At 38.5% G+C, this 13,526-nt stretch carries 13 protein-coding genes; 12 read left to right on the top strand and 1 reads right to left on the bottom strand.

Features of this window, described 5'->3' with window-relative positions:
- Window positions 1–399 precede the first annotated feature (399 nt).
- The 5 genes from HPE63_RS08990 to HPE63_RS08970 all read left to right on the top strand — a co-directional run bounded on the left by HPE63_RS08990 (window position 400) and on the right by HPE63_RS08970 (window position 3,629).
- On the top strand, window positions 400–627 hold the full coding sequence (locus tag HPE63_RS08990; RefSeq protein WP_188313940.1) for a helix-turn-helix domain-containing protein: 228 nt from the start codon (window positions 400–402) through the stop codon (window positions 625–627).
- Window positions 624–959 carry a HipA N-terminal domain-containing protein gene (locus tag HPE63_RS08985; RefSeq protein ID WP_188313939.1) on the top strand — a complete coding sequence of 112 codons (336 nt, stop codon included), beginning with the start codon at window positions 624–626 and terminating at the stop codon, window positions 957–959. The genes HPE63_RS08990 and HPE63_RS08985 overlap by 4 nt, the downstream gene beginning before the upstream one ends.
- Window positions 949–1,926, top strand: coding sequence for a HipA domain-containing protein (locus HPE63_RS08980; protein ID WP_188313938.1), 978 nt, complete (start codon window positions 949–951; stop codon window positions 1,924–1,926). Before HPE63_RS08985 ends, HPE63_RS08980 begins: the two co-directional genes overlap by 11 nt.
- 308 nt (window positions 1,927–2,234) lie before the next feature.
- Window positions 2,235–2,966: a hypothetical protein gene (locus HPE63_RS08975; RefSeq protein ID WP_188313937.1), complete on the top strand. Its 732-nt coding sequence runs from the start codon at window positions 2,235–2,237 to the stop codon at window positions 2,964–2,966.
- A 438-nt stretch (window positions 2,967–3,404) separates the two neighbouring features.
- On the top strand, window positions 3,405–3,629 hold the full coding sequence (locus HPE63_RS08970; protein ID WP_188313936.1) for a hypothetical protein: 225 nt from the start codon (window positions 3,405–3,407) through the stop codon (window positions 3,627–3,629).
- A 135-nt stretch (window positions 3,630–3,764) separates the two neighbouring features.
- Here HPE63_RS08970 and HPE63_RS08965 read toward each other — a convergent pair whose 3' ends face one another.
- Entirely contained in the window at window positions 3,765–4,031 is a 267-nt protein-coding gene (locus HPE63_RS08965) for a P-loop NTPase family protein (RefSeq protein WP_188313935.1), read from the bottom strand.
- Between the two features lie 1,327 nt (window positions 4,032–5,358).
- Between HPE63_RS08965 and HPE63_RS08960 the strand changes: the two genes are divergently transcribed.
- From HPE63_RS08960 to HPE63_RS08930, 7 genes are all read left to right on the top strand, one after another.
- Window positions 5,359–6,393, top strand: a complete 1,035-nt coding sequence (locus HPE63_RS08960; protein WP_188313934.1) for a glycosyltransferase family 2 protein — start codon at window positions 5,359–5,361, stop codon at window positions 6,391–6,393.
- Window positions 6,394–6,404: 11 nt separating this feature from the next.
- Entirely contained in the window at window positions 6,405–7,271 is an 867-nt protein-coding gene (locus HPE63_RS08955) for an ABC transporter permease (protein ID WP_188313933.1), read from the top strand.
- Window positions 7,272–7,277: 6 nt separating this feature from the next.
- A complete protein-coding gene (locus HPE63_RS08950) occupies window positions 7,278–8,552 on the top strand; it encodes an ABC transporter ATP-binding protein (RefSeq protein WP_188313932.1) in 1,275 nt (424 codons plus the stop codon).
- 105 nt (window positions 8,553–8,657) lie between these two features.
- Complete coding sequence (locus HPE63_RS08945) at window positions 8,658–9,569, top strand: glycosyltransferase family 2 protein (RefSeq protein ID WP_188313931.1); 912 nt, start codon at window positions 8,658–8,660, stop codon at window positions 9,567–9,569.
- A 17-nt stretch (window positions 9,570–9,586) separates the two neighbouring features.
- Window positions 9,587–10,597: a glycosyltransferase family 2 protein gene (locus tag HPE63_RS08940; protein WP_188313930.1), complete on the top strand. Its 1,011-nt coding sequence runs from the start codon at window positions 9,587–9,589 to the stop codon at window positions 10,595–10,597.
- A gap of 10 nt (window positions 10,598–10,607) precedes the next feature.
- Window positions 10,608–11,864: a glycosyltransferase family 2 protein gene (locus tag HPE63_RS08935; RefSeq protein ID WP_188313929.1), complete on the top strand. Its 1,257-nt coding sequence runs from the start codon at window positions 10,608–10,610 to the stop codon at window positions 11,862–11,864.
- An 8-nt stretch (window positions 11,865–11,872) separates the two neighbouring features.
- A complete protein-coding gene (locus HPE63_RS08930; protein WP_188313928.1) occupies window positions 11,873–13,522 on the top strand; it encodes a glycosyltransferase in 1,650 nt (549 codons plus the stop codon).
- The last annotated feature ends 4 nt before the right edge of the window (window positions 13,523–13,526 follow it).

Here is a 13,526-nt window from a genome sequence, read left to right as displayed (position 1 = left end):
CATTATTTTTTGTTTTGATTTTTTATCGGTATTCGTGAACCACCTGTCGTCGGTTTCGTTTTGCCTTCGGTCGTCGAAGGCCAGCGCGCAAGGGCGCTCCATAGCCTGTCCTGTGCGTAGCCAAAGAGCTAAAATTCCCACTTTTACAAAAATAATCAAAAACGGACATAACCCGTTTTCTTTTTCCGAAAATGGATTGCTTCCAAGACCTTTTTAAACGATGCGCTTTGACTGGAATGGAATGAAGGGCAATGGGCATCACCTTTTCCAAACAGGATATTAAGTTAGATCATCTTCTTACTATATGTAAAAGCGTATAATTACAATCAAAATATATATTTTATATGTATTTACGTATAATTTTGTATATTTGCATAGTTTTATATTTAAAAGCATATAATGAAGGAGTTGTCCGAATTTGTAAAAGCAAGGCGTAAAGAGGTAAACCTTACCCAAAAAGAGTTTGCCGAACGTGCTGGTGTGGCCCTCACCGTTGTACGTAAAATTGAACAGGGAAAAACCAATCTGAATATGGAGAAGGTCAACTTGGTATTGAGTATGTTCGGTCATACCCTTGCAGCAGTGAGTACTAAGGAATTGAAAAATAGAAACAATACCGACTTATGAGAAAGGCAATTATATTATATAACGACATCAAGGCCGGACAACTTACTGAAACCGATGATGGTGATTACATATTCCAATACGACACCGATTATATAAAGAAATATCCAGAACAGTTTATAACTTTTTCCATACCTGTAAGAAAAGAGCCTTATACCGAAAATAGATTATTTCCTTTTTTTGAGGGGCTAATTCCAGAAGGTTGGCTATTGAACATCGCCACCAAAAACTGGAAGTTAAACCCCAATGACCGTATGGGTCTGTTATTGGCCTGTTGTCAAAATTGTATAGGTGCTGTTAGTGTTCAACCCATAACGACCAAAGATGAAGCATAAGTGTTTATACTGTTATACCGAATTGAAGGGAGAGGCGGATTTTCATGAATCCTGTAGTCTGGAATTTTTTGGAACCAAGGAACCTCCGAAATTAGAATATTCGATAGAACAGATGTCTGAACTGGCAAAAAACATAGTGGAACGAAGCGTATCCGTTCCGGGAGTCCAGCCCAAGTTATCCATGTCCCTAGTAAATGAAGTAAAGGAGGCGGGTAATTTTAGACTAACGGTTGTTGGTGCTCTAGGTGGTAATTACATCTTTAAACCCCCATCATTGGATTATCCCGAAATGCCCCAAAACGAACATGTAACTATGCGTATTGCCGAATCTTTTGGCATTCAAACAGTACCTTCAAGTTTAATCAGGTTACTATCCGGTGAACTGTCCTATATCACCAAACGAATTGATCGAACTGAAGATGGTCAAAAAATACATATGCTTGATATGTTCCAGATTACAGAAGCATTTGATAAATACAAAAGCTCCATGGAGAAAATTGGGAAAGCTTTGGATACATACTCAGATAACACACTCTTGGACAAAATCTTCTTTTTTGAATTGACCCTATTTAGTTTCCTTACAGGAAACAATGATATGCATTTAAAAAATTTCTCCATGATCATATCGACCTCTGGTTGGTTATTGGCACCTGCCTATGACTTACTGAATGTGTCTATTGTGAATCCCAAGGACAAAGAAGAGTTGGCACTTACATTGGAAGGAAAGAAAAGTAGGCTAAAACGAGATCATTTTGAATCATTGGGGAAAGGGTTGGGTTTAACCGACAAACAGATTCAAGGAGTGTTCAATCGTTTTTACAAAAAGAAGGACGATGCAATGAAATGGATAAATGCTTCTTTTCTATCTGTTGAAATGAAGGAAAAATATAAAACTGTACTACTCGAGCGTTATGAAAGAATTTATAACCCTTCATCAACTTTAGATAAACGATTATTGTTGTTATAATACAAAAGTCAGCTATCCGGTGAGCACAAAAAAACCAACCCACAATAACCCTTATATATAGTGCATTTAGGCATTAGGTTCTAGACCCTCCGGGATTTATAGCCTGCGCCCCTACCCATTCCTAAGTCTGTTCACGGCATGACCGGGATACGGACAAAAAGCGCTTATTTTACAATCCCCACAGCATTTTTGACATTCCATACATTTTTATCCTTTCTACTTCTGGAATACGATAATTTAACCGAATCAATAGTGCTTACATAACAGTTATTTAAAACAAATACCAACAATCCTAATAATTAAAACCTATGAAAAAGTCATTATTTTCAGCTTTGGCCCTGTTACCCATAAACCTGATCCTTGCCCAAAATTCGGTGACAGGGACGATTTCTGGATGGGAAACCATTTCCGCCGATATCGTTACCGGAATGCAAAGCCCTATCGCTATAGGTACTGTTAGTGAAGATGGTAGTTTTATACTGAATCTTACCCCCGAATTTACAGCCCAAACCATGAAAAGTATTGACGAGTTCAATAAGAATTCAGCCGAATGGAAGGCCAGTGTAATGACTTTGGAAAGGGCTTTTGCCTGTTATAGTGATTCCCTTGAAATCACCAACGGGAATGTTCCCGTAATTAAACTTTCCAATTTTGGCGGTTATGACTTGGCGGATCCCAAAGAAAAGAAAATACATGGTTCCTTTATGATCGTAAACAACAAGGAATTTGCCGAGACGTATAGGTCGTATGGGCAATACAATGCAATACCCGGTTATTTTATGGATTGGTTCTACTTTGCCGAGCCCAGCTCGGTCATTGGGGAATGCACTACGGAGTCCTATGCCGTTAATCAGGAAGAAACCTATAAGGCCATAACCGACTACCAATTGGACTTTAAAGCAGGATGGAATTTGGTGCAATATGAATTAGCTGAAATATTCACCGATAAGGAGGGTTTGACCTATGCCCTAAAAACAAACTATAAAACCTTGGATACGCTGCCTGAAGGCGTGCAGTATATTTACTTTGAGGATCAATAGATTTTTTGACATTGGGATTGTACTAATTCACAACCCAAAAATCAATACGAATTAAATGCCGTCTAATGACGGTTTTTCTTTTGTGGCAATCACCCCAAACCCTCAAAGAAAGGCCAATACTTATTGCTGAAACTTTAATTTTCCATTGTAAATATTCTCAATTTTCCGTAAAATAGTCGGGATTAATTCAAGGCGTGCAATAATAAGAAATATACTCCTATTGGATAGATTCCATCGAAGCAATAGACGTAACGGTATTGAAATTTCATGAATATCGTAAGAGGACATTATTATATCTTCTTCACAATTCAATATCAGATCCAACATATTTCAAAAATATGTTAAAAAAAAGAGTAGTTCATCGAATATAAATGTATTTTCATCGAATAAAGGTCTGATTTAGATAGTTTCGCGGCTTAAATAATTGATGCCTACCCAATGAAAGTCACTTTCTCCAATTTCTTTAAAATAAGTATTGTTTTAATCGTCGTTCTTTTAGCCTTTTCCTGTGATAAAGAATCCGATTTGGTAGTGGATTATGTGCATTCTGGCAACTTACATAATGAGCAATTAGATAGGTTGGCTGTAGAGGATTTTTCTAACCTATATACTGATCAAAGCGAAGTTTTCGATGCATTGGCAAATGAACTATATACGGACTAGGCAAACCTAAAAAATAGCAATCAATCACCAACAAATTCAGTTGAATTTCAAAGAAATAATGGTAGCGCCCTTTACTGATCCGTACGTAGGTGTTACCAGTGATTAGGATTTAGACTCACTACAAAATTGGTCAAATCATTCCTTTAATCCATACCCATGGCCATAGTTGTAATTCCTGAATTTACCCAGACCTATCTCATTGAGCACATTGGCCATATTATATAATTTCTTGCTGCTGTTCAGGTTTTTAGAAAACTCGATCAAACGCTTATCGGAAAACCTGGCCCGTGATACAGATAAGGTCAAATCTGCATATTGCGATATCAACAAAGTGTCAGTTACCAATAAGGTAGGTGCGGTATCCACTATAAAATAATCAATTTCGGTTTGGGCCTGTTCCATAAATCCCCTAAGCCGTTACCGGATAACAGTTCTACAGGGACTGGTCCTAACTTCCCAACATGTTCGATCGGGACCCACCGAACGAAGAGCCATAATTCCCATCCCAGTGAATTCCCTAGACCCCTAGAACACCCCAACCCCCTTTTTAATTCCGTTCTTTTTTGCATTGCCCTAAAAAGAACCAAAAAACGCTAGGCTGATTTTAAATTTCCATAAATCCACGTACTTTCCACAGCCGCACCATCCAGACCGCTTTCTCTAAGGTGAAATGCTCTTTGGATGGATTCCCAAGGCCAAGGTGGAAACTACTTGATTTAGAACGAAATTGAAAATAGGCCGTCTCATAGCCCTCTAATGCCAATAAACAGTAATACCAAAATCCTAAAAGGTTTTACTTTTCCAGCTTCTATAGGTTCGGGAGGGACTCACCTAGCGAAGTGAGGTAATTCCCGCCACTGGAACTTCATTTTGTTCCGACCATCCTTTCAATGAAGTAAGACAATAAAACGGCATTATATGCCGACTTTTACACTCTCAATAGGTTCGATCGGGACTCACCGAGCGAAGAGCCATAATTCCCATCCCAGTGAATTCCCTAGACCCCTAGAACACCCCAACCCCCTTTTTTAATTCCGTTCTTTTTTGCATTGCCCTAAAAAGAACCAAAAAACGCTAGGCTGATTTTAAATTTCCATAAATCCACGTACTTTCCACGGCCGCACCATCCAGACCGCTTTCTCTAAGGTGAAATGCTCTTTGGATGGATTCCCAAGGCCAAGGTGGTAACTACTTGATTTAGAACGAAATTGAAAATAGGCCGTCTCATAGCCCTCTAATGCCAATAAACAGTAATACCCAAACCCTAAAAGGTTTTACTTTTTCAGCTTCTATAGGTTCGGGAGGGACTCACCGAACGAAGAGCTTTAATTCCCGTTAAATGGAGACCCCTTCTTTTACTTATTGACTCAAAATACCCACAATAAAAATATGGGGCGTAATTCTTCTACGGTCCGCCTTGAATGAATCATAAACTTAGAACAGATCCTAAAATAATAAGCAACTTTGTCCCGTGACAGCTTGTGTTTCCTCAAAACAATGGAGAATTTGGTTAAACCAAAAATCATTATGCCTGGCCACCTTTTAGTAGTATTATATCTCCATTAAAAGATGCTATAAAAAGAACAACGATAAAATACCGCTGGTATTAATGCGAAAATATCACTTATTAAAATCTATATTTTAGCTATTTTTAGCGTTTGTAGCAAGTTATATAAAATTTACTTGCGTTTAAACTTTACAGGTAATATCGATAGTAAGTAGATTGTATATGTTCAAACGTATTCCGGATCATCCACCGCACATAAAACCCTATTCAGGTGACTACAATCCACTTTGGTCGGTAATGATTCCTGTTTACAATTGCATAGATTATCTTAAAGAAACCATGGAGAGCGTCCTTCAGCAAGATGCAGGACTTGAGTTGATGCAGATTGAAGTTGTTGACGATTGTAGTTCGGATGGTGATGTTGAAGAGCTGGTAAAGAAAATAGGCAAAGGACGAATAGGTTATTACAGGCAAGAAGAAAATCTGGGAAGTTTACGGAATTTTGAAACCTGTATCAATCGTTCAAAAGGGAAATACATTCATCTCCTCCATGGTGATGATAGGATAGAAGTCGGTTTTTATGATGAAATAGCGGCATTGTTCCGTAATTATCCAAAAGCAGGTGCGGCCTATACAAATTTCAATTTTATCGATAATAAAAGCCGCTTAATATCCCAAAAAAAGAATGGCATTCTGGAGCATCCGGGAATCATTCCCGATTTTTTTGATAAGATAGCGGTAAAGAATCTTCTCCAACCTCCGGCAATAGTAGTCAAACGTACCACATTTGAAGCATTAGGCAGTTTTTTTGCCGTCCATTTCGGTGAAGATTGGGAGATGTATGCGAGAATCGGGTCCAAATTTCCAGTAGCCTATTCACCTAAACATCTTGCCTCTTATAGACTTGATCCCAGAAGCGGTATTACCCATAAAAGTTTTCTTAGCGGTCAAAATTTTTTGGACATGAGAAAGGTAATCGATATTATACAGCAGTATTTACCTGAACATAAGCGATCCAAAATAAAAAAAGCAGCCTTGGCAGACACTGCCCAATACACTGTAAAATGTGCCAACAGCCTACTTCTAAACCATAGAAAAGCAGCCTTGAGGCAAGTTAAGGGAGCTTGGGGCATGAGCAAGGATCGTATTACACTTTATTATATAATACGCTTTTATGCCATGTATATTCTAAGATACAAGCAAATTGAAAGCCTACTAAGAAAAGGAAAAAAGATTGAATTAAAAAAGAACAGCTGATCCAAAATAATATGAACGATAAAACCAATAGCCTTGGTTCTGCAGATTGGGAATGGGAGATCAAACCCGGGACATCATGGTGGAACATTAGTTTGGCTGAACTTTATTCCTTTAAGGATCTATTGCTGCAATTGACCAGGAAAGAATTTTTAGGATTATACCAACAAACCCTATTAGGGCCCTTTTGGGCATTGATCCGACCTCTGTTAACCGTAATTACCTACGTTGTTGTGTTCAACGAAGTAATTGGTATTCCTACGGAAGGCGTTCCTCCCTTTTTGTTTAATTTGATCGGAATAACCCTTTGGAACCTGTTTTCAGAGATATTCATGCAAACCTCAAATACCTTTCTCCAAAATGTCGAAATTTTCAGTAAAGTGTATTTCCCTAGGATTATAGTCGCACTTTCTACTCTCTGGCTGCAATTAATATTATTCGGCATCCAGCTACTTTTACTTGTTGCCGTTTATCTATTTTGTTATTTTACTGGACTGGTCGACTTTAATGCCGGTCAAGGGCTTCTGATTTTTCCCGTAATCGTCATAACTGCAGGCATAGGATTCGGAGGCGGATTAATATTCTCTGTCCTTACCGCTAAATACCGGGACCTTTTGTCGTTGATGCAGCTTGTTATACGCTTGCTTATGTTTATCTGTCCTGTTTTTTACACCATGAGTTTGGTTCCCCAAAAATTTCAATGGTTAGCGCAACTCAACCCATTATCCACCCTCTTTGAGTATTTCCGGTTTGCTTTTTTAGGCATTGGGAGTGTAAATTCGATCCAGCTTCTTTATAGTTTTGGTTTTATGGTGGTCATCGTTCTACTTGGGATATTGATTTTCAATAAAATGAGTGATAAATTGATTGATATCTTATAATAAATTATGTCCGATATAGCAATACAGGCTGAAAATATTTCAAAATTATATCGATTGGGTACCATAGGCTCGGGGTCATTACGTCGTGACATGCAATCGTGGTGGGAGCGTAATGCCTTAAAAAAGGAAAATCCCAACCAATATATCAGGGGGGGCAAAAAGGTGGATAATTCCGAGGTTATTTGGGCCCTCAAAAATGTCGACTTTGAAATAAAAGTCGGTGAGGCTTTAGGAATTATTGGTCATAATGGCGCAGGTAAATCGACATTATTAAAAATATTATCGCGCATTGTCAAACCTACTGAAGGTATTGTTCGTGGGAGAGGCAGCATTAGCAGTTTGCTTGAGGTGGGGACAGGCTTTCACTCAGAACTTACGGGCAGGGAGAATATTTTTATAAGTGGTCATATCCTCGGAATGAAAAAATCCGAGATATCAAGGAAGTTTGATGAAATTGTCGATTTTGCTGGTGTTGAGGCATTTATCGATACCCCGGTAAAACGATATTCCTCAGGAATGTATGTGAGATTGGCCTTTGCGGTAGCCGCACATTTAGAGCCTGATATACTCATTATCGATGAAGTTTTGGCAGTAGGTGATGCAGAGTTCCAAAAGAAATGCCTCGGAAAAATGAATGAAGCGTCTAGCAAAAGTGGTCGTACCATTATATTCGTTAGCCATAATCTTCAGGCCATAAGTAATCTTTGTTCCAAAGCATTGTGGTTGGACAAAGGGAACGTTTGTGCCAGGGGAAATGCCAAAACGGTTGTTAACCAATATTTAAGCACACTGCAAAAACAAAATTGGATAAAGGAGTTCAAAACAATGACCGAGGCTCCCGGAAATGATTTTATTCGCGTACTTTATACTGAATTAACGCCCCATTTTGTTGACGCTCTTTCCGTAGTGGACATCAGAACCCCACTGACCGTTAAATTTCGTTTTTATAATGCGAATGATGGTATCCTATTGGCCGTAGGTGTTCATCTTTTTACAATTTCAGGCGAATGTATTTTTGATGTTTCCCATGACCCACTTCTTTATAAAAAAGGAATCATCGAGGGAGAATGTCATATACCGGGGGATTTTTTAAATGATGGGTCCTATTATATTTCCCTCATCTTCGTTGAAGATTCTTCCAAGCAATTGTATTATTACGAAGAGTGTTTATCTTTTGAGGTGGCTGATTTTAGGGAAAATATCAATTGGTACGGAAAGTGGATGGGATATGTTCGCCCAAAATTTCCCGTAATCACTAGACAAACTGAAATTCATGAATAACTATAATCGAATTGCCCGCATGGATTTTATCAACCAAAAATAAGCAACAAGTGTACGGAATCTTAGGGTTTCAGCTTTATATAAAACAAATAGACCAAATCAAGGATGCATAGTCAAGACCAACCACTAGTTTCAATCATAATTTGCTTTTTAAACGAGGAAAACTTTTTAGGAGAAGCAATTAAAAGTGTGCTTGAACAAGACTATGAAAATTGGGAACTTTTTTTGATCGACGATGGGTCTTCCGACAATAGCACTTCCATAGCATTGGATTTTGAGAAAAAATTTAAAGGCAAGATCCATTATCGGGACCATCCTGATCATAAAAACAAGGGGCTTAGTGCCAGTAGAAACGAAGGAATAAGAAATTCAAAAGGTGATTTGGTAGCTTTTCTTGACGCGGATGATATTTGGCTGCCTATGAAATTAACAGAACAAGTCGCCATTTTTAAGGAAAACCCATCTATTGGCCTATTGGCCGAGGCATCTTCCTATTGGTATAATTGGAACGATGATAGGCTGGACAACGTCTTAATACATGTTGGTGCCAACCCGGATAAAATTTATGATCCCCCATATCTAATGTTCCTACTTTATCCTTTGGGAGAAGGGGCAGCTCCTTGCCCATCATCCTTAATGGCAAAAAGAAAGGCGATTGAACATGTAGGATACTTTGAGGAATCCTTTAAACGTGAATATGCCTTATATGAAGACCAAGCATTTTTAAGTAAAATATATTTAAAGGAAAGCGTGTATATTTCTTCGGCCTGTAATAACATGTACCGACAACGTGAAGAGTCCATTGTAAAAACGGTTCATTCAGCTGGCCTTTACACTAAAGTACGAAAATACTATCTCGAATGGTTTCAATCCTATTTACATAAGAATAACATCCAAAATCCGCAACTTGATTTAATGGTGAAAAAGGCTTTACGACCCTTAAAATATCCCATTTTATATAATTCCATGAATAAAATACTTGCGAAACTGAAGTTATTCCTAAAAATGGGATTGTAATTTTATACAAAGATAAATTGGAACGGATACCACAGACCCCCCCACAAATTGCCCCCATTACCGATGGATTACACCGTCCGTTATGGTCTGTGATGATTCCCGCCTATAATTGTTCCCAATATTTGGCTGAGGCCATACAGAGTGTGTTACAGCAGGATATGGGTACATACTTGATGCAGATCGAGGTCATAGATGATTGTAGTACAGATGCCAATATAGAAGACCTTGTAAAAAAAATAGGTAAAGGTCGTGTAGATTATTACAAGCAGAAAACAAATGTTGGCAGCTTAAGAAATTTTGAAACCTGTATTAATCGCTCAAGGGGAGCCTATATTCACTTATTGCACGGCGATGACAGGGTTAAGCAAGGATATTACGAATCCGTTACCCAAATATTCAAAAAATTCCCACAGGCAGGCGCAGCATCTTGCGCATGGGAGTATATAAATAGTGAGGGTGCTTTTACACATCGGTCCCGTTTAGAGGCCGGTTATCCTTGCTTATTGGAGAACTGGTTATTTAAACTTGCAGAGCGACCCCGTCTACAATATGTAGCCATGACCGTGAAACGGGAAGTTTATGAGAAGTTAGGAAGCTTTTATTTAGTGCATTATGGTGAGGATTGGGAGATGTGGGCCCGAATAGCCAAAGAATATGAGACGGCTTATATCCCAGAATTTCTTGCTGAATACAGGGAACACAAAAATTCAATTACCTGGCACAGTTATCAAACAGGACAAAACGTAAAGGATATTGCAAAAGTTACCTCGGCCATAATGAATTATCTGCCCCAAAAAGATCGACGAAGAATGCATAGAAAGGCCAAAAAGAACTTTGCGCATTGGTTACTGGAAGATACATATGGACCTTGGTTTTCCCATAGGAACAATAAAATCGCCTATAACCAGATCAAAACCATATTAGGCATACACATAGATAGGCATATCATCTCAAGAATAAGCCGCTTACTGCTACATATGTGGACCGACCCATATCGAAGTATATTTAAAAAAAAGGTCCCTAAATAATTCAATATTCATGCAAAACATATCTCCTTACATTACGCATTATGTACAACTGGAAGAAAAGGACACCTTATTTGTTCCTATTCCAGAACTGGGCAAAAGGTATTATTATGTTTTTTGGTGGCACGGAATACCCCTCGGTCATTTATATTTAGAAGAAGTCGGGAGTGCCGATCTTACAATGGATATTCTAAATGCAATTATTCCAACGTTAACTCATTATAATGGCAATAAACAACAAATAAACAACATCGCACAAGCTTACAGAAACAAGGATTTTTTAAAATTTTCAAAGGTCATGGAAGAAATACTTTCTTCCTATAGGTCTTTGAACATACCTGATGAGGTTGATGTGTCGGTTGTGATCTGTACCAGGAACCGCAGTAAAAGTTTAAAAAAATGTCTCGATAGTTTAAGTAAGCAAATCTGTACGCCTATGGAAATCATTGTTGTGGATAACGCCCCCACTGATGATAGTACAAAGTTCACGGTAGCCTTATACCCTGGCGTCAGTTATTATAAAGAACCACGGCCGGGATTGGATATAGCACGAAATAGCGGTGCACGGGTAGCCAAGTATCCCATAGTGGCCTATACCGATGACGATGTACGGGTAGATCCATTGTGGTCTTTCCGCATTTGGGAATCTTTTTTACAGGAAAATATAGATGCGATGACAGGTTTGGTAATCGCATCATCCCTTGAGACCGAAAGTCAACAGATATTTGAAAAACACTGGGGGTTCAATAAAGGTTATCGAGATATCTATTTCTATAGCGATTTTATTTTCAAGTCTTCAACAGCACCAAAAGTTTGGGACATAGGTGCAGGTGCTAATATGGCCTTTAGGAAAAAGGCCATTGAACGGGTTAATTATTTCGATGACCGATTGGATGTGGGTGCTGCCGGTTGTAGCGGGGATTCCGAAATATGGTTTCGAATTTTATCCAGTAATATGACCATTCATTACAATCCAAGGGCATTTGTCTTTCATGAACATCGAGAGGATATACATCAACTGCATAAACAACTTTTTGGCTATATGCGTGGACATTCGGCCTCTGTACTCATACAGCATGCCCAAAATAAAGCAATTGGCTATAAAAAATATTTGTATTTTAAACTACCTAAATATTATTTTTCCTTGCTCCTTACCGGTTTCCCGAATTATAATTTTCGGTACCAAACCCTATGGAGTGAAATAAAAGGTCTTATATCCGGGATACGTTTTTATCACAACAATAAACACAAACCACCATTAACCCCCTAACCAACGCAATGGTAAAACCTTTAAACACATTATCCCCCCTAGTTTCAGTGATCATCACTTGCTACAATCATGGAAAGTATTTACCAAAGGCAATTGAAAGCGTTCATTCACAATCTTATCAATATTTTGAGCTTTTAGTCGTCGACGATGGATCTGTTGACAACACCAAAACGGTATGTTTGAATTACCCAAAAGTGAAATACATTTATCAGGAAAATGCAGGTTTATCCGCAGCCCGAAATATGGGGATTAAACATGCTAACGGGGATTATGTGGTGTTTTTAGATGCAGACGACTGGCTTTTGGATAAGGCCTTGGAAATTAATCTCAATTATTTGGAGTCCGATGTAAATGCCGCATTCGCATCAGGGGGGCATACCCTCTACTCTGAGTTGGAGGACAAAAGCTGGAACATTCAACAAGAAGTAACCGAAAACCACTATTGTAAAATGTTGGAAGGCAATTTTATAGGTATGCATGCCACCGTAATGTACAGGAGTTGGGTATTCGAAAAATTTGCTTACAATACCTCTTTGCGATATTGTGAAGATTATGACTTATATCTTCAGATTACAAGATCTTATCCAATAGTCCACCACACCCAACTAATAGCCGTTTACCGGCAGCATAGCCATAATATGTCTTTAAATTACACAGAGATGTTGAGATATGCACTACTAGTTTTAGAGGCACAGGGAAAAAAGATCAAAACATCCAAAGAAAAGAAATCACTTATTACAGGAGTGGAATCTTGGATAGCTTATTATTCCGAAAAACTTTTTGAGCAGGTCCTCAAGCCGTTGAATATAAAAAATTCGGACTACAGTTTAAAAGAAACCAATACTATGGCAAATGGTGGTCCATTACGCTACAAAAGGTTAAAAACCGGAAAAATGAAATACCTGAAAGAGGCGATCAATCCAAAAATCAAGAATACTATAAAAAAACTGATACCTTCAAGTGTCCTTAACTCATTTAAGAAAAAGTATAAAACGACAGGTACCAAGACTTTAACCGGTAAAGTGAATTTGGGCAGTCTAAACAGGACTACCCCCCTCAGTACAGAATTCGGTTATGATCGCGGCGGCCCTGTTGACCGCTATTATATTGAAAAATTTTTAAAGGAAAGTGCGCCTTTTATTAAAGACCGGGTACTTGAAATAGGAGATAATGCCTATACCTTAAAATATGGGGGAAGCAAAGTTACAAAGAGCGATATTTTACATATTGACGACTCTAATGAACAAGCAACTTTTGTAGGCGATTTAAGCAATGCACCGCATATCCCTTCAAATACTTTTGATTGTATCGTCCTTACCCAGACCCTTCACCTTATTTATGACTATAAAGCGGCAATCGAGACCTGTTATAGGATTTTAAAACCCGGAGGAACCTTATTATTGACCGTGCCCGGCATCAGCCATATTGCCCAGGATGGATGGGGCAAATACTGGCTATGGTCCTTTACTGATGCTTCCATGCAAAAAATTATGGGGGAGTACTTCGAGGAGAATAAAGTCTCGATCAACACCTATGGCAATGTATTGGTAGCCAGTGCATTTTTATATGGCTTGGGGCTCCCTGAGATTCCCAAGGAAAAATTGGACCACCACGATCCACATTATCAGGTAATAATCACGGTCGGTGCCGTAAAATAAAGAA

This window comes from Maribacter arenosus, assembly GCF_014610845.1.
GTDB classification, from domain to species: Bacteria; Bacteroidota; Bacteroidia; order Flavobacteriales; family Flavobacteriaceae; genus Maribacter_A; species Maribacter_A arenosus.
Note: the sequence above shows the minus strand (reverse complement) of the source record. Positions and strands in the feature narration are given on the sequence as shown.